The organism is Jeotgalibacillus alimentarius (assembly GCF_000829445.1).
Lineage (GTDB): Bacteria > Bacillota > Bacilli > Bacillales > Jeotgalibacillaceae > Jeotgalibacillus > Jeotgalibacillus alimentarius.
Genome location: NZ_JXRQ01000016.1, coordinates 23566 through 43899, shown reverse-complemented (window position 1 = coordinate 43899; position 20334 = coordinate 23566). Strand labels below are relative to the sequence as shown.

Annotated in this window: 15 protein-coding genes; 7 read left to right on the top strand and 8 right to left on the bottom strand. The window is 43.3% G+C overall.

Annotated elements, in window-relative coordinates; all coding sequences use genetic code 11:
* Positions 1 to 150: 150 nt before the first annotated feature.
* The gene (locus tag KP77_RS06550) at positions 151 to 600 is read left to right on the top strand and encodes an NUDIX hydrolase (RefSeq protein ID WP_041121940.1); all 450 of its coding nucleotides are present in this window, start codon (positions 151 to 153) and stop codon (positions 598 to 600) included.
* A 32-nt stretch (positions 601 to 632) separates the two neighbouring features.
* Here the strand turns inward: KP77_RS06550 and KP77_RS06545 are convergent, their stop codons facing one another.
* The 6 genes from KP77_RS06545 to KP77_RS06520 all read right to left on the bottom strand — a co-directional run bounded on the left by KP77_RS06545 (position 633) and on the right by KP77_RS06520 (position 6673).
* A complete protein-coding gene (locus KP77_RS06545) occupies positions 633 to 1613 on the bottom strand; it encodes a diacylglycerol kinase (protein ID WP_052474005.1) in 981 nt (326 codons plus the stop codon).
* A 112-nt stretch (positions 1614 to 1725) separates the two neighbouring features.
* Positions 1726 to 2295 carry a thioredoxin family protein gene (locus KP77_RS06540; RefSeq protein ID WP_041121939.1) on the bottom strand — a complete coding sequence of 190 codons (570 nt, stop codon included), beginning with the start codon at positions 2293 to 2295 and terminating at the stop codon, positions 1726 to 1728.
* A 375-nt stretch (positions 2296 to 2670) separates the two neighbouring features.
* Positions 2671 to 4104, bottom strand: coding sequence for an Asp-tRNA(Asn)/Glu-tRNA(Gln) amidotransferase subunit GatB (gene gatB / locus KP77_RS06535; RefSeq protein ID WP_041121938.1), 1434 nt, complete (start codon positions 4102 to 4104; stop codon positions 2671 to 2673).
* A 12-nt stretch (positions 4105 to 4116) separates the two neighbouring features.
* Positions 4117 to 5568 (bottom strand): Asp-tRNA(Asn)/Glu-tRNA(Gln) amidotransferase subunit GatA, encoded by a 1452-nt coding sequence (gatA, locus tag KP77_RS06530; protein WP_041121937.1) that lies wholly within the window; start codon positions 5566 to 5568, stop codon positions 4117 to 4119.
* Between the two features lie 12 nt (positions 5569 to 5580).
* Positions 5581 to 5871, bottom strand: coding sequence for an Asp-tRNA(Asn)/Glu-tRNA(Gln) amidotransferase subunit GatC (gene gatC / locus KP77_RS06525; protein WP_041121936.1), 291 nt, complete (start codon positions 5869 to 5871; stop codon positions 5581 to 5583).
* 376 nt (positions 5872 to 6247) lie between these two features.
* The gene (locus KP77_RS06520; protein ID WP_041121935.1) at positions 6248 to 6673 is read right to left on the bottom strand and encodes a YueI family protein; all 426 of its coding nucleotides are present in this window, start codon (positions 6671 to 6673) and stop codon (positions 6248 to 6250) included.
* A 459-nt stretch (positions 6674 to 7132) separates the two neighbouring features.
* Here KP77_RS06520 and putP point away from each other — a divergent pair, with 459 nt between their 5' ends.
* The 6 genes from putP (at position 7133) to KP77_RS06490 (ending at position 16856) form a co-directional block, all read left to right on the top strand.
* On the top strand, positions 7133 to 8572 hold the full coding sequence (gene putP / locus KP77_RS06515) for a sodium/proline symporter PutP (protein WP_052474022.1): 1440 nt from the start codon (positions 7133 to 7135) through the stop codon (positions 8570 to 8572).
* A gap of 392 nt (positions 8573 to 8964) precedes the next feature.
* The gene (glgB, locus tag KP77_RS06510) at positions 8965 to 10830 is read left to right on the top strand and encodes a 1,4-alpha-glucan branching enzyme (RefSeq protein WP_235420684.1); all 1866 of its coding nucleotides are present in this window, start codon (positions 8965 to 8967) and stop codon (positions 10828 to 10830) included.
* A 16-nt stretch (positions 10831 to 10846) separates the two neighbouring features.
* The gene (locus KP77_RS06505) at positions 10847 to 12004 is read left to right on the top strand and encodes a glucose-1-phosphate adenylyltransferase (protein ID WP_041121932.1); all 1158 of its coding nucleotides are present in this window, start codon (positions 10847 to 10849) and stop codon (positions 12002 to 12004) included.
* Positions 12001 to 13029: a GlgC family sugar phosphate nucleotidyltransferase gene (locus KP77_RS06500; RefSeq protein ID WP_041121931.1), complete on the top strand. Its 1029-nt coding sequence runs from the start codon at positions 12001 to 12003 to the stop codon at positions 13027 to 13029. Before KP77_RS06505 ends, KP77_RS06500 begins: the two co-directional genes overlap by 4 nt.
* Positions 13026 to 14465 (top strand): glycogen synthase GlgA, encoded by a 1440-nt coding sequence (gene glgA, locus KP77_RS06495; RefSeq protein ID WP_041121930.1) that lies wholly within the window; start codon positions 13026 to 13028, stop codon positions 14463 to 14465. The genes KP77_RS06500 and glgA overlap by 4 nt, the downstream gene beginning before the upstream one ends.
* A 3-nt stretch (positions 14466 to 14468) precedes the next feature.
* Positions 14469 to 16856, top strand: coding sequence for a glycogen/starch/alpha-glucan phosphorylase (locus KP77_RS06490; RefSeq protein ID WP_041121929.1), 2388 nt, complete (start codon positions 14469 to 14471; stop codon positions 16854 to 16856).
* A gap of 236 nt (positions 16857 to 17092) precedes the next feature.
* On the opposite strand, the gene KP77_RS06485 is transcribed toward KP77_RS06490, so the two are convergent.
* Together KP77_RS06485 and ligA are read right to left on the bottom strand one after the other, a co-directional pair.
* Complete coding sequence (locus KP77_RS06485) at positions 17093 to 18307, bottom strand: CamS family sex pheromone protein (RefSeq protein WP_041121928.1); 1215 nt, start codon at positions 18305 to 18307, stop codon at positions 17093 to 17095.
* Between the two features lie 8 nt (positions 18308 to 18315).
* On the bottom strand, positions 18316 to 20328 hold the full coding sequence (gene ligA / locus KP77_RS06480; RefSeq protein WP_041121927.1) for an NAD-dependent DNA ligase LigA: 2013 nt from the start codon (positions 20326 to 20328) through the stop codon (positions 18316 to 18318).
* Positions 20329 to 20334: the final 6 nt, after the last annotated feature.

The following is a 20334-nucleotide window of genomic DNA, read 5'->3' as shown; positions in this document are numbered from 1 at the left end:
AGTTTCCATATAATTTATAATGTGTTAAGTATGTTTATCCATACCCTACAAGGGGTATATATATAATTACCTAAATAACCTTGATTTTTTATTTAATGGTGTGTAGAATAGAGGAACTATTCTTAAAATTCTAACTAAGGAGGAAGCGTAATGGGACAATCACCTATCGTAAAACAAAAAGTACTCGCTTATATCACGCGGGAGAATGATGGAAAGACTGAACTGCTTGTCTTTTCACAAAAAGGACGTCCACAGGCTGGCCTCCAGGTACCAGGTGGCGGCGTTGAAGACGATGAACTGCTGATTGATGCACTTTATCGTGAAATTGAGGAAGAAACCGGATTGAAGAGAGATGAACTTCAGCTTCAGGGTAAGCTTCATAAGCATATGTATTATTCTGAGGACCGCTCCAGATATTATGAGCGCAACTTCTTCCACCTTGCTCTGAAACGTCCAGTGGAAAATGAGTGGGAATATACAGTAGAAAGTAATGGTAAAGATGATGGATTCAAGTTCCAGTTTGAATGGCGTCCACTTGAAGAAGCTTCGCAGCTTGCAGCTGACATGGACAATGCTGTAGAGTGGCTGAACGAAGTATAAAAAAGCCCGGCACATGCCGAGGCTTTTTTTGTTTACTGATCGCTTCTGATCTCATCTTCTTCATCAATCAGACTGTTTTTCAATACAACGTTATGATCTGCGTCGACCCGATCCTCTTTACGAAGCTTATCAAGCGGAGCGCAGACATTCAAATGCCTGTAAAGGTTCTGAAATTCAGCAGGAAGCAGCCCGCCGAACTCCCCATCAAGATTCAGCTGAACCGTATCCTGCGAGGTCACTTTTATATGATTTGCTTTTACATATTCAAGATGCGGATCGTGGAGATGTTCACCGCGCAGTGCCAGTGAGATCACCCGGATCGTTTCCGCCATATTGGTTTTTTTCAGGAACATCAGCGTAAACAGTCCGTCGTTAATAGAAGAGTCCGGTGCCAGCTTCTCAAACCCGCCAACCGAATTGGTCAGACCGATTAAAAACAGCATCACTTCCCCTTCAAACACCTTCCCATCATACTCAATGCGGACATTCGTCGGCTTGAAGGAAGGCAGCATTTCAATCCCTTTTAAGTAATAAGCCAGCTGTCCAAGAACTGTTTTCAGCTTACTTGGCACTTCATACGTCAGCTCGGTAATCCGTCCGCCGCCGGCAATGTTAATAAAATATTTATCATTCATTCTACCGACATCAACCGGGATCGTATCACCTTTAATAATGATATCAAGCGCATCTTCAATGTCTCTTGGGATATGAAGTGCACGTGCGAAATCATTCGTTGTCCCAGTCGGAATTAAGCCAAGTCTCGGACGGTTCGGTTTTTCTGCGAGACCGTTGACGACTTCATTCAACGTGCCGTCCCCGCCTGAGGCGATAATCAGATCGAAGCCGCGCTCAGCTGCTGACGCTGCAGCAACAGAAGCATCACCCGCGCAGGTAGTCGCATGACAGGATGTCTCATATCCCGCCTGCTCAAGTTTCATTAATACTTCAGGCAGGTGCCTTCTGAAAATCTCACGTCCTGAAGTCGGATTATAAATAATTCTAGCTCGTTTCATTCTATTCAGCCTGCCTTTTATAAATTAAGCATACTATAAGATTATAATCACTTTTAAGTTTATGTAAACAAAAAAGAACAAGCCCTTCCATCGGCTTGTCCTAATCATATCGTTAATTAGCGGATTTTACCATAGTGAGCTGATCTTTTAACTCGCGATAGACTTCATTCCAGAAGTCCTCTCTTTCAGTATAAGCAGCCGTCAGCTGTTTAATCATCAACTGTTGACCATCCTTAAAGGCCGGATCTTCTTTTGCCGGGAGATTAGACCTTGCTTCATCCACAAATGCCTGAACTTTTTTGGCTCTCGGTCCCCATTTAGCTAATTCTTTGCCGTTTTGATCGATGAAAATAAAGATCGGAATCGCCCGCGACTTCCCGTTCGTTAAATACTGATCCATCAATTCAATGTTGCTGTCCCGCAGAATGAACCTTACATCGATCCCGGAACGTTCAGCGAGTTTTAGCAGAACCGGATTATTCATCATCGCATCCCCGCACCAGTCTTCAGTAATCACAATTGCACGCAACTTCTGCTCCTTCAGCTTTTCGAAAAATGTCTCATCTTCCGGTAACGTGAACTGCTCATAGACAGATACCATATTTTCCTTATGAGACTCCATCTGATCCTTGTAAGCTTCAGCCGTTAATCCTTTATCAAACCATTCATTTAAGTTCGTCATTTTAATCACCTCATTTTTAAGCATCTCATAGTAGGGGTTTTTATTCGAGTGAGTTGCTTATGGGATGTGCCGGTTTCAGACATGCTGGTACGGGGCGGATAAGGTGGCTGAATAGTTTAAAAGGAGTAAGATAAAATGCCGGAGCCGATAGAATTATTACAAAAGGTGATCGAATCATCCAGTACCAACTAACCGCAGAACGAATAACCCGGATTGCTCATAGAATTAACCAGAAAGCTGATAGATATATCCGGAAAGATGAAGCAATCATGACTGCGCACCACCATCAGCCCCCCACTGACCCCCCCACATCAGCTAGACAAAAAAAAGAAACGCACCACAAAAGTGCGTTCCCCCAAAAACAAGCCTCATTTTTTATCGCTTCTTAATCTCCTGCATCAGCAGCTTATTGACCATCGGAGGATTTGCCTGTCCCTTCGATGCCTTCATAATCTGGCCGACAAGGAATCCGATCGCACGGTCTTTACCATTCTTGAAGTCCTCAATCGACTGAGGGTTGTTATCAAGTGCTTCTGTTACAAAGCCAAGCAGCTGACCTTCATCAGAAATCTGTACAAGACCTTTTTCTTTTACAATCTTGTTTGGATCTCCGCCTTTTTCAATCAGTTCCTTGAAGACTTTTTTCGCGATTTTAGATGAGATCGTGCCATCTTCAATCAGCTTAATCATACCTGCAAGGCCTTCAGATGTCAGTGCTGTATCACTCAGTTCTTTTTGCTCTGCATTCAAGTAGGCAGATACTTCACCCATGAGCCAGTTAGAAGCAAGTTTTGCATCTGCCCCCTGCTTCAGTGTTAACTCAAAGAAATCAGACATTTCTTTTGTCAGTGTCAGTACCATTGCATCATATGCAGGCAGTCCCAGGTCTTCTACATAACGCTTTTTACGCGCATCCGGAAGCTCAGGAATTGTCTGGCGCACGCGCTCTTTCCACTCTTCATCAATCACCATTGACACAAGGTCAGGCTCAGGGAAGTAGCGGTAGTCATCAGACCCTTCTTTCACACGCATCAGAAGCGTTTTACCTGTTGACTCATCAAAGCGGCGTGATTCCTGCTGAATCTCTCCGCCTGAAAGCAGGACTTCTTCCTGACGCTTTTCTTCAAACTCAAGACCCTTTTTAACGAAGTTAAATGAGTTCAGGTTTTTCAGCTCGGTTTTTGTACCGAACTCTTCACGGCCGACTGGACGGAGTGAGATGTTTGCATCACAGCGAAGAGATCCTTCTTCCATTTTACAGTCAGAGACGCCCGTATACTGGATGATCGACTTAATCTTCTCAAGATACGCATAGGCTTCAGCCGGCGTTCTTAAGTCAGGCTCAGATACGATCTCAATCAGCGGTGTTCCCTGACGGTTGTAGTCTACAAGAGAATACCCCTGATCAGTGTGCGTCAGCTTACCTGCATCTTCTTCTAAATGAAGACGTGTAATTCCGATTCTCTTTTTATAGCCGTCTACTTCAATTTCAATCCATCCGTGTTCACCGATCGGCTGATCAAACTGTGAGATCTGATACGCTTTCGGGTTATCCGGATAGAAATAGTTTTTACGGTCAAATTTTGTGTGTTCTGCAATTTCACAGTTAAGGGCCATTGCAGCCTTCATACCCCAGTCGACAGCACGGCGGTTAATAACCGGCAGAACGCCTGGGTAGCCAAGGTCAACGACGTTTGTATTCGTGTTCGGCTCCGCACCGAAATGAGCAGGTGCAGGAGAGAACATTTTTGAATCAGTTTTCAGCTCTACGTGTACTTCAAGTCCAATAATCGTTTCAAAGTTAGTCATGTCTTCTCCCTCCTACAGTTCCGGCTTCATATTATGATTTGCTGCCTGCTCATAAGCGTGGGCAACACGGTAAACTGTGCTTTCATCAAAGTGCTTTCCGATAATCTGCAGACCAAGCGGCAGACCGATTTCTGAAAGGCCTGCAGGTACTGAGATACCCGGTACGCCTGCAAGGTTCACTGGGATCGTCAGGATATCATTTGCATACATTGTAAGCGGGTCATCAATCTGCTCACCAATCTTAAAGGCAGGTGTTGGCGTAGTAGGACCAACGATTACGTCATAGTCCTCAAACACTTTTTCAAAGTCCTGCTTAATCAATGTACGGACTTTTTGCGCCTTTTTGTAGTATGCATCGTAGTAACCTGAGCTTAGTGCATATGTGCCAAGCATGATACGGCGCTTGACTTCATCACCGAAGCCTTCAGCACGTGTTTTCTTATAAAGGTCAATCAGGTTTTCAGCGTTGTCAGCGCGGTAACCGTAACGGATGCCGTCAAAGCGTGCGAGGTTCGCTGATGCTTCAGATGAAGAAAGCAGGTAATATGTTGCTACACCATATTTTGAATGCGGCAGTGATACTTCATCAATTGTCGCACCAAGTCCTTCAAGCACTTTAAGCGCTTCGCGGACTGACTGACGTACTTCTTCACTTACACCGTCACCAAGGTATTCTTTTGGCACAGCAACCTTCAGGCCTTTAATATCACCTGTCAGTGCGCTGCGGTAGTTTGGAACGTTCACATTAGCTGAAGTGGAATCGTTTGGATCAAGTCCTGCGATTGCTTCAAGCAGATAAGCATTATCTTCAACGTTTGTTGTGATTGGTCCAATCTGATCCAGTGAAGATGCGAATGCAATCAGTCCAAAGCGTGATACGCGGCCATAAGTCGGTTTTAATCCGACTACACCACAGAATGACGCAGGCTGACGGATTGATCCACCTGTATCTGAACCAAGTGAGAATGGTACTTCCCCGGCTGCAACCGCTGCAGCAGATCCACCTGAAGAGCCACCTGGTACAGTTTCAAGATTCCAGGGATTTTTCGTTTTTGCAAAATGTGAGTTCTCAGTTGAAGATCCCATCGCGAATTCATCCATGTTCAGCTTACCGATTGTAATGGCATCAGCTGAGTGCAGTTTATCTGCAACTGTTGCATTATAGATCGGATCAAAATTGCCAAGGATTTTACTTGCAGCTGTTGTGCGGAGTTCTTTTGTAACGATGTTATCTTTCACACCGATTGGCATACCAAATAGAAGACCTTCGTCGCTGCCAAGCTTTTGCTGAAGCTCTTCTGCACGCGCAAGCGCACGCTCTTCATCAAGTGTCAGAAAGGCTTGTACCTTACCATCGACTTCTTCAATACGTTTATATGATTCACGGACAAGATCAGCAATTGTAATCTCTTTTTTATGTAAAAGATCATGCAGATCCGCCAGTTTGTGATCGAATAAAGACATCTTTTTGCCCTCCTACTCTAGAATCGTCGGCACCTTCACCTGTCCATCCTGGTGATCCGGTGCGTTTTTCAGTACTTGTTCACGCGGCAGACCGTCAACCGGCTTATCGTCGCGTAAAATATTTTTCATATCAAGAACATGCGTTGTCGGTTCAACATTCTCTGTGTCGAGTTCATTCAGCTGTTCAGCGAATGTAATGATTGAGCCAAGCTGCTCAGCAAACTTTTCAGCTTCCTGTTCGTCAATATTCAGTCTTGCTAAATGAGCTACGTGTTTTACTTCATCTTTTGTAATTTTCGTCATTGTGACTCACCTCCGTGTATGTTCGAACACTCACAATACTGTTTATCATACCAAAAAGGCAGGAGTTCAGGCAACTTTACCTGAATCCCCTGCCTTTTAAATTTAGCTCTGATAAGGTTGGCTAATGATTTCCGCTCCAGGGGGAACGCTTTCCGCATGAGCCGTCTTTTGGCTCCGGTTCAATCGGCCCTCCTCAGCGCGGGGCGCTTGCGGGGTCTCACCTGTCACGCTTCTCCTGCTGGAGTCGTCCCCCTTCCGCTCCAATCACCAGCTGTGCAAAAACAAAAACAGGATTAACATAGCCTTTAATTTAAATAACAAACACATTTTTTTCTTAAACTGTTCATCCCGCCCATATTAAAATAGAAGAAAGCGGTTAAGAGCGGAATAACCGGTCCCAGAATGACGGGGCTGCCCCGTTATCTGCATGTCTTTTAGGCAGTGTAATTTTTTCTTTATCCACTGCTTCTGCATGCGCTAATACGAGTCCATATTCAGAGTTGTGTTCTTTATTCGTTACCACCTGATAGGAAGCTTTGTAACGGTCAGCGAGCTGAATATATTTTGATAAGAATCTGTAGTTCATATTTCCGTTTAAAAACATTTTCAGATCGCGGTGTTTCTTCAGTGCCTGCTCTATCTCCGGGTACACATCAGATTCACGCACCTGATTTTGGAGGAGCGCAAATTCGATCCGTTCTCTGATCGAAGTTAAAAACATCCTTCTTTCATCCGGCAAAGTTTCTCTGGCACCATATATTCCTTCCTGAATATAATCGTCAACACTCTTACCCTGTGCCATACTCTCACCCTTTCGTTTATCATGATTCTATTGTACAAAATTATGCTTTTCAAATCATCTATTTGTGTATCTATTCACATTCTTTTACATATTACATTTCCTTTACAGGATGATTATTCCATTCTTTAACGTTTATGTATCAACGATTCAGGGGATTTTACTTGCCAAATTTTCAAGTTACAGATTAAAATAAAGTATGATTTAATTTTCAGAATTATTTTACTTTAATGTTTTTGAAATCATCCCCTAACCCTTGTGCTTAATAGGGTGACGACGTTTTATGCTGATATGATGCAGTTTATATCACTTGAACAGTCGTAAAATTTTTGTTAGGTTAGTCAACTGTAAGCGTCATGCAACATTTGACACAAAAAATTCATTTTACAAGGAGGAGATTTGGTGGAAGCTGTAGAGATTGGCTTTGAGGTTTATATATCTCTCGCATTATATTTCATCGGTATGCTGGCGATTGGCTATTATGCTTATAGAAAATCGACCGGTAACTTATCAGAGTACATGCTGGGTGGCAGAACACTCGGACCAGGTGTAACAGCATTATCAGCCGGCGCATCTGACATGAGTGGGTGGATGCTGCTTGGTCTACCAGGCTCGATCTATGTATCCGGACTCTCGGGCATGTGGATTGCGGTTGGTTTATCCATTGGGGCATATTTAAATTATCTTTTTGTAGCACCTCGTTTAAGAACTTATACGGAAGTGGCAAACGATTCAATTACAATCCCTGACTTTTTTGAGAATCGCTTTGTAGATGATACAAAGATTTTGCGTTTCGTATCCGCAATTGTCATCATTATTTTCTTCACTGTTTATACATCTTCAGGTATGGTTTCTGGTGGAGTATTATTTGAAAGTGCATTTGGAATGGATTACACAGTTGGTCTATTTGTAACAGCAGGTGTTGTACTTGCTTATACACTATTCGGTGGTTTCCTGGCAGTTAGTATTACTGACTTTGTACAGGGTGTCATCATGTTTGTAGCACTTATTCTTGTGCCAATTGTTGCGTTTATGGAACTTGGAGGAGTCGGACCTACGTTTGATACACTAAACGGAATCGACCCACAGCTAACTTCTTTCTTTGAAGGTACAACTTTCTTAGGCTTTATCGGATTAATGGCCTGGGGGCTTGGTTACTTCGGTCAACCGCACATTATCGTTCGTTTTATGGCGATCCGTGATGTAAAATCTCTTAAAAGTGCACGCCGTATCGGTATGACTTGGATGATCGTTGCAATTATCGGTGCACTATTCACTGGTTTAACTGGTGTTGCGTATATTGAAAGCACTGGTGGAGAGCTTGCTAACCCCGAAACAATCTTTGTGTTCTTCTCACAAGTATTGTTCCACCCGTTAATTTCAGGTTTCTTACTTGCGGCAATCCTTGCTGCAATTATGAGTACAGTATCTTCTCAGCTGCTTGTAACTTCAAGTGCGCTGACAGAGGATTTCTACAATACGTTCCTGAAGCGCAGTGCTTCTGATAAAGAGCTTGTTCTTGTTGGACGTATCTCAGTGCTATTAGTAGCATTAATCGCGATTATCCTGTCACTCGATTCTGACAGCACGATTCTTGATATCGTAAGTAATGCATGGGCTGGATTCGGTTCTGCATTTGGTCCCGCAATCCTGCTTTCTCTTTACTGGAAGCGTATGACTCGCTGGGGCGCTCTTGCCGGTATGCTTACTGGTGCGATTACAGTTATCCTTTGGGTATACGTGCTAGGACTAAGTGGATGGCTATATGAAATGATCCCAGGATTTATTCTGAGTACAATTGCAATCGTAGTTGTCAGCTTGATCTCATCTAACTCTCGCGAACCTGTTCGTGAAGGCTTCGATAAGTTTGAAAAGGTACATGAAGTAGAATCTAATAAATAAGTTTGATTAAAAAGGCTGGTCTTCGGACCAGCCTTTTTTTATTACAGAGAATTTCTGCAGAATTGTTTCAACTGCATTTGATTGGGGAAAATTTCATTATTGACCAATATCGTTCCACTGGCTGTTAATTTTGTACACTGTTTACATATCACACTTCGTTGTTGAGCTTCACTTAAGCAAGATGTTTTTTGATTACAGATGATCACAATCTAAAGCTTTGACTGACTTTCTTTCATCTCATAAAGTCAGCCATCCGTCTTTAACAAAGATATGCAAATGCAAACGCTTACTTCAGAATTTTCAAAAATTTTATCGAAAATTCAGATTCCACAAGGACTTTATTGTGTTAATGTTGAAATTGTATAGACACGAATATAGAAAGGATGGCGCACATGGATCAAACAATCAGTGATTTTGATATTCACCTCTTCCATGAAGGAACCCTTTATAACGCTCATCATACTTTCGGCGCACATCTGGAAAAGCAGAAAAAGAAAGTAACGGGTACACGATTTACTGTGTGGGCTCCCCATGCACAGGCTGTATCTGTAACCGGCAGCTTCACTAACTGGGAGACAGGAAAATATGAAATGACACGTGTAAATCAGGAAGGAATCTGGACATGTACAATAGACCGGGACCTGACAGGGGAAATGTATAAATACGCGATTACAACTGCTTCCGGTGACCTGGTTCTGAAATCTGATCCTTATGCTTTTCATTCTGAATTGAGACCTCAGACAGCTTCAGTCGTTTACGACCTCTCAGGATATAAATGGGGTGATCAGTTATACCGGCAGCGCGTCAGAAAGCGCAGACCCATCTATGAGAGGCCACTCTCAATATATGAGTTGCACCTGAACTCCTGGAAACAAAAAGAAGATGGATCTTACTTTACTTATAGAGAGTACGCTGATGAATTAATTCCATATGTAAAAGAACATGGATTCACTCATATTGAGTTACTTCCCTTAACAGAACATCCCCTTGATGCCTCGTGGGGATATCAGGGTACAGGATACTTCTCCCCTACCAGCCGTTTTGGTACACCTCATGACCTGATGTACCTGATTGACCGCTGTCATCAGGAGGACATAGGCGTTTTGATGGATTGGGTACCCGGGCATTTTTGCAAGGATTCGCATGGCTTATATATGTTTGATGGAGAACCTTTATATGAATATGATTCCTTCAACGACCGCGAAAATCACGAATGGGGAACAGCAAATTTTAACCTGGCGAAAGGCGAAGTCAGGAGCTTTTTAATTTCAAATGCGCTTTACTGGATGCATTTTTATAGAATTGATGGGTTAAGAGTCGATGCTGTGGCTAATATTATTTATTGGGCCAACAGTGAACCTGAGACAGCTAACCCTTATGCCACGGAGTTTCTTCAGGAGTTAAATAAAGCAGTCTTTAAGGAAAATCCGCGTTTTCTCATGATGGCAGAGGATTCCACAGACTGGCCGGGTGTCACAAAGCCTGTGCACGAAGGCGGTCTTGGTTTTAATTATAAATGGAACATGGGATGGATGAACGATGTGCTTGATTATATGGAATACCATCCATTTGAACGGAGACATCATCATCACAAGCTCACTTTTTCACTTGTGTATGCATATTCAGAGAATTATATTCTCCCGCTTTCACATGATGAAGTGGTACATGGGAAAAGGTCTCTTCTTCACAAGATGCCTGGGGAATATTGGGAGAAATTCGCGCAGTGGCGATTACTTCTCAGTTATCTGATCACTCATCCAGGGAAAAAGCTGTTGTTCATGGGCGGTGAATTCGCACAGTTCGACGAATGGAAATATGTCCAGGGGCTTGATTGGTTCCTGAAAGATTATGATTCACATCATCAGGCCGATCATTTCTCAAAAGAGTTGATGGACTTTTATACAAATCATAAAGCACTACATGAGTTTGATCACGATCCTCAAGGGTTTGAATGGATTGATGCAGACAATGCCGAACAAAGTATCTATTCCTTTATCAGAAAAGGGAAACGAAAAAGCGACACATTAATGGTTATCTGTAATTTTACAAATGTCACCTACGATCACTTTGAGCTTGGTGCACCTTTTGAAGGTAAATGGGAAGAAGTATTTTCAAGTGATCTTCAGCAGTTTGGTGGTACAAACCTGTTAAATCAGTCAGCAACAACTGTAGAAAAGCCTCTTCATAATAGAAAACAGTCTCTCACTGTAAAGATTCCACCTTTTGGCGTAACAATCTGGAAGCCGGCAAAAAAATAAAGAGGAGCGTGGCATTATGGTAAAGAAGAAATGTGTAGCAATGTTATTAGCAGGAGGACAAGGAAGCCGCCTTCATTCCCTGACAACGAAGATTGCCAAACCGGCTGTGCCGTTTGGCGGTAAATACCGTATTATCGATTTCACGCTTAGTAACTGCACGAATTCAGGAATTAATACGGTCGGAGTGCTGACGCAGTATCAGCCGCTCGTGCTGAATTCATATATCGGCATCGGCAGCGCATGGGATCTTGACCGCCGTAATGGCGGGGTAACCGTTCTCCCTCCTTACACAGAAGCAAGCGGTGTTAAATGGTACAGTGGAACTGCCAACGCGATCTATCAGAATCTGAACTATATTGAACAATATGATCCTGAATATGTGCTCGTACTTTCAGGAGATCACATTTATAAAATGGATTATTCAGAGATGCTTGATTATCATATCCAGAATGAAGCTGAAGCAACGATTTCTGTCATTGAAGTTCCTTGGGATGAAGCCAGCCGATTTGGCATCATGAACACAAATGAGGACCTTGAAATTCTGGAGTTTGATGAAAAGCCTGCTGAGCCAAAGAACAATCTGGCTTCAATGGGAATCTATATCTTCAACTGGAAATCACTGCAGAAATACCTTGATCAGGACAACCTGAATGAAGAGTCCTCTCATGACTTCGGGAAGGATATCATTCCGTTATTCCTGAATGAAGGTAAACGTCTGATGGCATATCCGTTTGAAGGCTACTGGAAAGACGTTGGAACAGTTAAAAGCCTGTGGGAAGCGAATATGGATCTACTTGAAGAAAACCCGGGTCTGAACCTGTTCGAGCACTCATGGAGAATCTATTCAAGAAACCCGAATCAGCCGCCTCAGTATCTTGCCGCTTCATCTGAAGTGACGGATTCTCTCATTAATGAAGGATGTGTGATTGAAGGGAAAGTCTCACGCTCAGTCATTTTCCAGGGCGTCTCCATCGGGGCAGGTGCTTCTGTACATGAATCAGTCGTTATGCCTGACGCAGTGATTGGGAAAAATGTAACCATTACGAAAGCCATCGTTCCAGGTGATATCACGGTTCCTGATGGTGTCACGATTACACCGGAAGACGGAAACGAGGAAATCATCCTTGTCACGAAAGAATTAGTTGAGAAATTGAGAAAGGATGTGACAGCATGAGCCGTTTATTAGGAGTCATTGATGCAGCCACAGTAATGGGAGGACTTCAGGATCTGACATTGAACCGCTCTGTTGCTTCCATTCCTTTTGCAGGACGATACCGTTTTATTGATTTTGTACTATCTAACATGGTGAACTCAGGAGTGGACAGTGTAGCCATTTTTCCAAAGCATCAGTACCGTTCACTGATGGACCATATCGGTTCAGGAAAGAATTGGGATCTTGACCGTAAAAGAGACGGTCTCTTCTTCTTCCCTCCTAACTTTGAGCCAAATGAAACGACAAGTATCGGATCATTTTCAAGACTTGAGCAGCACATTGAATTTTTCAAACGCAGTCATCAGGATTATGTCGTCATTGCAAGCAGCTATGTAATTGCGAATATTGATTTTGAAGAAGCACTGGCAGAACATTTAATCCATGACTATGATATTACTGAGGTTCAGCATAATGGAAAGTCTCTTGAGATCTACGTGATCAGTAAAGCACTGCTGATCGAACTGATCGAAGGCAGACGCAGTTCACAGTTCATTAGCGTATCTGATGTTGTGAAACAGCCGCTTCACAACTTCAAAATCGGTGCCTATGATCATAAGGATTATACAGCCATTATTGATTCAATCCCTGCTTATCTTAACCATTCAATGGACCTGTTGCGTCACGATGTCTGGAGCCGTCTGTTCACTCAGGACCGCCCGATTTATACAAAAGTAAAAGATGAGCCGCCTACAAAATACAGTTCTACTGCACAAGTCAGTAATTCCATGATTGCTAATGGCGCTGATATCCGTGGAAGCGTTGAAAATAGCATTGTATCAAGAGCAGCTAAAATCGGTAAAGGCTCAAAGGTTAAAAATTGCGTCGTGATGCAGAAATCGCATATCGGAAATGACTGTTCACTGGAATATGTCATCCTCGATAAAGACGTAAGAGTGCTTGACGGCACTTCATTAAAAGGAACTGCTGAACAGCCGCTTGTACTACGTAAAGGAAGCGTACGTGAAGCAGCAATGGTGAAATCATGAAGGTATTGTTTACAGTTTCTGAATGTGCGCCATTTGCAAAATCAGGAGGCCTCGGCGATGTCGCCGGGGCTCTTCCTAAAGAGTTAATCAAACTCGGTGCAGATGTCCGGGTAATGCTGCCGAAGTACTCAACGATCTCAGAAGAGCTTCTTTTTAAAGCCAAAAAAATTAAAACATTTTACGTCAATGTCGGCTGGAGAAGACAGTACTGCGGAATTGAAACGCTAAAGCATGACGGTGTGACTTACTATCTGCTCGATAACGAATATTATTTTAAAAGAAATGCACTGTATGGGGATTTTGATGATGGAGAGCGCTTCGCCTTTTTCAGCAGAGCCGCGCTTGATGCGCTGCCGCTCATTCCATTTAAGCCTGATGTGATCCATGCGCATGACTGGCATACAGGGATGGTCCCTTTCCTTCTCGACCGCCAGTACAGAACTTATCCATTTTATAAAAATATTAAAACGGTCTTTACGATTCATAATCTTCAATTTCAGGGGCTCTTTCCTGAGAGTGTGTTGGGTGACCTGCTGAACCTTGATCACCGCTACTTTACTTCAGGCGAACTGGAATTCTACGGGGCTGTCAGCTTTATGAAGGGTGCCCTGTTGAGTGCCAATGCGCTGACAACTGTAAGCCCTACTTATAAAGATGAAATTCAGACACCGTTCTTCGGTGAAAAGCTTGATGGGCTGCTGCGAGACCAATCCTTTAAACTGAGCGGGATTTTGAATGGAATTGATACAGATGCCTATCATCCTGAAAAAGATACGTATATTGAAAAAACGTATTCATTTAAAACGCTTAAAGATAAGAAGAAAAACAAAGCTGCGCTGCAAAAAGAATTCAATCTGCCTGTCTCTGACCATATTCCGGTTGTTGCCATGGTAACCAGGCTGACAGAGCAAAAAGGGCTCTCTCTCGTAAAAAGAGTGATGCATGAGTTATTAAATGAACAAAATATGCAGCTGATTGTACTCGGAAGCGGCGATCCTGAATTTGAAAGCTATTTTAACTATTTAGCAGGTGCCTATCCTGAGAAAACCGGCGTCTATATCGGATTCAGCGAAGCGCTCGCGCACCGCATCTATGCAGGAGCTGATTTCTTCTTAATGCCTTCAATGTTTGAACCGTGCGGACTCAGCCAGCTGATTTCACTGCAGTACGGGACCATTCCGATTGCACGGGAAACAGGCGGACTGAACGATACTGTCCATTCATGGCATGAAACGGAACATACAGGAAATGGATTCACTTTCAGCGCTTATAATGCACATGATATGAAACATACAGTTGAACGTGCGCTATCGCATTATAGTAATAAGGAAGTATGGCCACTTCTTCAGAAAAACGCAATGTCAGGCGATTACAGCTGGGCTAAATCAGCTGAGGAATATTACAGCCTTTATGAGGGACTCCAGAGGAGGAAATAGTGCATGTTTACAGACAAAAAAGCATTTAAAGCAGCCTTTTTACAACGGCTTGAGCAATCAAGCGGATTATCATTCGAACACTCAACACTCCAGCATCAGTATCAGACTCTCGGTATGATGGTGCGGGAACATGTCAGCACGAACTGGATTGCATCGAATGAAGAATCACGTAAAGGCGACCATAAGGAAGTCTATTATTTATCAATTGAGTTCCTTCTTGGCAGGCTGCTTGTCAGCTCCCTGGTGAATCTGGGTGTTAAAGACCTGGTTGAAGATGGTCTGTCTGATCTGGGTATTAACTTAAGTGAACTTGAAGAGGCTGAAGCTGATGCAGGCCTTGGTAATGGCGGTCTCGGCCGTCTGGCTGCATGTTTTCTTGATTCAATGGCTTCATTATCACTTGCAGGTCACGGACATGGTATCCGCTACAAACATGGGTTATTTGAACAGAAGATTGTAAACGGGTATCAGGTGGAGCTCCCTGAACAATGGCTGAGAAACGGGAATGTATGGGAGATCAGGAAGGCTGATCTTGCAGTCGAAGTTCCTTATTGGGGCGAAGTTAAATGGACTGAAAAAGACGGCCGGATGATCTTTACCCATGAGAAAGCAGAAACCGTGCTTGCTGTGCCTTTTGATATGCCGGTCATCGGCTTTGATACCGAACGTGTGAATACGCTTCGTCTATGGGGCGCCGAACCTGCAAAGCACTTCCCGCCACATAAAGACTTTATGCAGTATAAGCGGGATACTGAGCAGATTTCAGAGTTTCTTTATCCTGACGATATGTCGGATGAAGGAAAGATTCTCAGATTAAAACAGCAGTATTTTCTTGTCAGATCAAGTCTTGAAAGTATACTGCGTGATTATAAAGAGGATCATGATGATTTGACGGAGCTTCATGAGCACGTCGCTATTCATATCAATGATACACACCCTGCCCTCGCAATCCCTGAATTAATGAGAATTCTAATGGATGAAGAAGGTATGGGCTGGGAAGAAGCGTGGAGTATTGTCACCGGAACTATCTCTTATACGAACCATACGATTTTATCAGAAGCGCTCGAAAAGTGGTCAGTAGATTTATTCAGACCGCTCTTCCCCCGTATCTTCCTGATTATTGAAGAGATCAACAGAAGATTTTGTGAAGATCTGTGGGAGGCTTATCCGGGTGACTGGGACCGAATAGAATCAATGGCTGTGATCGCACATGGATTTGTTAAAATGGCCCACCTCTCAATCGTCGGCAGCCACAGCATTAATGGTGTGGCGAGACTGCATACTGAAATTCTGAAAATGCGTGAGATGAAAAACTTCCATGAATTTTACCCGGACCGTTTTAACAATAAAACGAACGGGATCACACATAGAAGATGGCTTCTGCAGGCTAATCCTGAATTAACATCCCTGATCAACGAGACAATCGGGACAGGATGGGTGAAGGATACTGAAAAGCTGAATGACCTTGTGAAGCACGCAGATGATGCTGCTTTCCAATATAAGATTGACCAGATCAAGCACGATAAAAAGCGTATACTGGCTGATCTGATTCAGGAGAAAAACGGGATTCAGGTCAACCCTGACTCGATCTTTGATGTTCAGATCAAGAGACTTCATGCATATAAAAGACAGCTGTTAAATATTATGCATGTCATGCACCTTTACAACAAAATGAAAGAGGACAGCTCATTTAAGCCTCATCCTCAAACATTTATTTTTGGTGCAAAAGCTGCACCCGGCTACCATTACGCTAAGAAAGTAATTAAGCTGATTCATTCTGTTGCAAACCTGGTTAATTACGATCCGGTTTCAAAGGATTACTTAACCGTTGTCTTTCTCGAGAACTACCGAGTATCACTTGCTGAAAAGATCATTCCGGCTACAAATATAAGTGAACAGATCTCTACTGCAAGTAAAGAAGCGTCAGGAACCGGGAATATGAAGTTCATGATGAACGGGGCATTAACACTCGGCACGCTTGATGGTGCCAATGTTGAGATTGAGGAGCTGACAGGTCCTGAACATATCTTCATCTTCGGACTGACGGCTCAGGAAGTGATGAAGTATGAAAAGCACGGCGGATATCATTCATATGATTATTACCACGGTGATCCAAGATTGAAGAAAATCATCGACCAGTTCACTTCCGGATTTTTCCCGGATACGTTCTATGATTTTGAAATGATCTCTGATTCCCTGCTGATGGAAAATGACCAGTATTTCCTGTTAAAAGACTTTGATGCATACGTACGGGCGCAGGAGAAAGCTGCTGAAGCTTATCAGGATAAAAAACGCTGGCTGAATTCAAGTATTCACAACATCGCCCGCTCCGGATATTTTTCAAGCGACCGGACGATCAGGCAGTATGCAGATGAAATTTGGGGGTTGTAGCATGAAAAGCGTAAGCAGGCGGTTAGCTCCGACAGGCATAAGACTACCTGGGAGAAATGGGCGACCTTCCCCATTTTCTCAGGGTGGCTTAAGACCCGAGGAGCTGCCTGCTGAAGCTGGATCTATTGAAAAGCGTAAGGCGCTCGTTCAGCTCTGACAGCAGTATCTCATAAAAAAGACTGAGACAACTTGTCTCAGTCTTTTTTCATTGCACTATAAACAGTGACTTCCACAGCTTACTGCTCATAAATATGAACAAATGGTTCAGTGTCTTCAGGTTCTTTAATAATCAATGCCTCAGGTCCGTTGATTGATGTGATACTCACTTCAATATCAAAGTACTCAGGGAATAAATCTATTAATCTCCCGGCAATATATTGTGTAAAGCCGACGATCTCTGACTTTCCGTAAAATTGTATCGGAATATCAATCTTTAAATGTGAAAGCTGATCGCCACGATACAGCCCTGTTCCGATTACGCTGTTAAAATTCGGGAAGTACGTTTCGATATCCTGTTTGAAATTCAAAAAGGCTGTTTCATCATTCCGGTAGCTGTCGCGTGCTTCTTCTGAAGGGAACAGAACGTAATTCTCGTTCATTGCATTCCATCCGCCAAGTTCATTACTGCCGGCTTCAGCAGTGGCGAATCCAAAAAAGTTCCCCGGAATCACTGTGCTTTTCGGTTCCTGTTTAAATAGGGCTACAGTCACAGGTACATCAGCCAGCTCTGCTTTTTCAGGATCATTTGCTGCGATTTCACGGATTCTCGACACGACTTCAGCAGCGATCGCCTTTCCCTCTTCTTCCAGTCTGCTTTGAGGAATGTTTTCCTCAAAGGTAGGACCATACGGGTCGCCATCATTGTTGTAATAATAAACAGAGTTCATGGCAAGGCCGATGACTATGCCGCCTAATCTGACTTTTGATTCATCTTCTGATGATTTGACAAAATAATTATGTTCAAGAATATGTGCGAGCAGAATTGGACTTCTTTCTGCACGTTCAGCACGGGATCCTTCACCGTTATCCAGAGGATTCAACCCAATATTCTCTTCAGGCTCCATACCGTATTCTGTCAATTGCTCTTCAGTAAATTCACGATTGAGCCAGCTGGAGATTGTGTCACTCTCGAGGAATTGTCCAGCCTGGAAAAAATACTCTTCAGGTGAAAAATTCTGCTGCGCTACACGCATCAATCCATTTTCAAACTCAGCAATATCGTAATTTGTGTTCAGGTTATTAACAACCATTCCCCTTGAAGGAGAAGGTTCATATGGAAGCAATGTACGGTAATACTCATCAGAAATCTGGAAATTAGGGATAATCACCGTCTGCTCTTCACTGTCTTCCGGGGCATTTTCCTGCACGACTTCATCTTCCTGTTGAAAAGACGGCATACAGCCGCTCATCAGCAGTGCAGTACCCGTCACAGCGGCTAACCATTTTTTCATTTTAACTGCTACACCTCTTGTTTTCTTATTTCTTCGACCAGTCTGTCTTCATCCCACACAGGGATATTTAAATCCTGTGCTTTCGTCAGTTTGGACCCGGCATCTTCTCCGGCAATCAGCAGATCTGTCTTCTTGCTGACACTGCCGGTTACTTTTCCGCCCAACAGTTCTATTTTCTCTTTCGCATCACCACGTGTCAATTGAGCTAATTTCCCTGTTAAGACAATTGTTTTACCTGAAAAAGCTGAATCAATTTCTTCTGCTTTTTTCTTTACAGGTCCAGTATAAGCAAGGTTAACACCGTTTTCCCTAAGTTCTTCAATTAACTCAAGGACTTCTTCGTTCTCAAAGTATGTGACGATTGCATCGGCCATTTTGTTACCAATTTCATCAATCTGACACAATTCTTCAGCTGTTGCTTCTTTTAACGCATCAAATGAATGGAAATGTTCAGCAATAGTTCTCGCAGCTTTAGCACCAACGTGGCGGATGCCAAGACCAAAGAGCAACTTTTCCATTGAGTTTTCCTTGGATGCTTCAATCGCTTTTAGCAGATTGTCAGCTGATTTCTCTCCCATTCTGTCAAGACCGATCAACTGCTCCCTTGTTAAGGTGTACAAATCCGCAACGTCCCGGATTAATTCACTCTGATAGAGCTGGGCAATAACCTTTTCGCCAAGTCCATCGATATTCATTGCGTTCCGGGATACAAAGTGAGTCAGACCTTCCTGAAGCTGTGCCGGACATTTCGGGTTAAGGCATCTGAGTGCTACCTCGCCTTCGAGCCGCTCGAGCTCACTGTCACATGCAGGACAATGGGTTGGCATATTGAACTCTTTTTCTTCACCTGTGCGCTTTTCAGTGATCACACTGACGACTTCCGGAATAATATCCCCGGCTTTTTTAATCACAACATGATCCCCGATCCGGATATCTTTTTCACGGATGAGATCTTCATTATGCAGTGACGCACGCTGAACTGTAGTCCCGGCTACTCTGACCGGCTCAAGCAGTGCAGTTGGCGTGACTACCCCTGTTCTGCCAATACTTAATTCAATATCATGCAGCACTGTTACGACTTCTTCAGCAGGAAATTTGTAAGCAATTGCCCAACGTGGACTTTTGGCTGTAAAACCAAGCTCTTCCTGATGATCCAGTGAATCCACTTTAATGACAATTCCGTCAATATCATAAGAGAGATCCGCTCTTTTTTCAGTCCACTCGTGAATATAGTTCATGACTTCATCAATAGACTTACACATTCTGCGTTCCGGATTTGTTTTAAGCCCCATCTCATCAAGCAGCTTCATGCCTTCGCTTTGAGATCTGACACCTGTATCTCCGGGATCACCTATCGCATACAAAAAGATATCCAGATTTCTTGAAGCCGCAATGCGCGGATCGAGTTGTCTGAGTGATCCTGCAGCGGCGTTTCTCGGATTAGCAAATAACGCTTCTTCTTTTCTCTCACGCTCTTCATTCAGTTTTAAAAATGAGGATTTCGGCATAAATGCTTCGCCGCGTACTTCTATTGATAACGGCTTTTTCAGACGCAGCGGGATAGACCTGATCGTTTTCAGGTTAGCTGTAATATCTTCCCCAACCGATCCATCCCCTCTTGTAGCACCCTGCACAAACAATCCATCTTCATAGCGCAGGGATACGGCCAGGCCATCAATTTTCAGTTCACAGCTGTACATTGCTCCGTCACCCGCTACCTCTCTTACTTTCCGGTCAAAATCTTTCAGATCTTCTTCGTTAAAAGCATTGCCAAGACTGAGCATGGATGTGCGGTGCGTTACTTTTGAAAACTGCTCAAGCACTGCACCCCCTACACGCTGGGTCGGCGAATCTGAAGTAGCAAGTTCAGGATGTTCTGCTTCTATTTGTTTTAATTCATTTAATAATTGATCGTATTCAGCATCAGGTACAGAAGGCTTGTCCAGTACATGATATTCATAATTGTACTGGTTCAGCAGATCATGCAGCTCCTGTACTCTATTATCAACAGACTCACTCACAACTTC

Bases quoted from the DNA above. Each gene is read 5' to 3' on its own strand.
- KP77_RS06550 (WP_041121940.1), top strand. From the start codon at position 151: ATGGGACAATCACCTATCGTAAAACAAAAAGTACTCGCTTATATCACG.
- KP77_RS06545 (WP_052474005.1), bottom strand. From the start codon at position 1,613: ATGAAACGAGCTAGAATTATTTATAATCCGACTTCAGGACGTGAGATT.
- KP77_RS06540 (WP_041121939.1), bottom strand. From the start codon at position 2,295: ATGACGAACTTAAATGAATGGTTTGATAAAGGATTAACGGCTGAAGCT.
- gatB (WP_041121938.1), bottom strand. From the start codon at position 4,104: ATGACTAACTTTGAAACGATTATTGGACTTGAAGTACACGTAGAGCTG.
- gatA (WP_041121937.1), bottom strand. From the start codon at position 5,568: ATGTCTTTATTCGATCACAAACTGGCGGATCTGCATGATCTTTTACAT.
- gatC (WP_041121936.1), bottom strand. From the start codon at position 5,871: ATGACGAAAATTACAAAAGATGAAGTAAAACACGTAGCTCATTTAGCA.
- KP77_RS06520 (WP_041121935.1), bottom strand. From the start codon at position 6,673: ATGGCACAGGGTAAGAGTGTTGACGATTATATTCAGGAAGGAATATAT.
- putP (WP_052474022.1), top strand. From the start codon at position 7,133: ATGCTGGCGATTGGCTATTATGCTTATAGAAAATCGACCGGTAACTTA.
- glgB (WP_235420684.1), top strand. From the start codon at position 8,965: ATGGATCAAACAATCAGTGATTTTGATATTCACCTCTTCCATGAAGGA.
- KP77_RS06505 (WP_041121932.1), top strand. From the start codon at position 10,847: ATGGTAAAGAAGAAATGTGTAGCAATGTTATTAGCAGGAGGACAAGGA.
- KP77_RS06500 (WP_041121931.1), top strand. From the start codon at position 12,001: ATGAGCCGTTTATTAGGAGTCATTGATGCAGCCACAGTAATGGGAGGA.
- glgA (WP_041121930.1), top strand. From the start codon at position 13,026: ATGAAGGTATTGTTTACAGTTTCTGAATGTGCGCCATTTGCAAAATCA.
- KP77_RS06490 (WP_041121929.1), top strand. From the start codon at position 14,469: ATGTTTACAGACAAAAAAGCATTTAAAGCAGCCTTTTTACAACGGCTT.
- KP77_RS06485 (WP_041121928.1), bottom strand. From the start codon at position 18,307: ATGAAAAAATGGTTAGCCGCTGTGACGGGTACTGCACTGCTGATGAGC.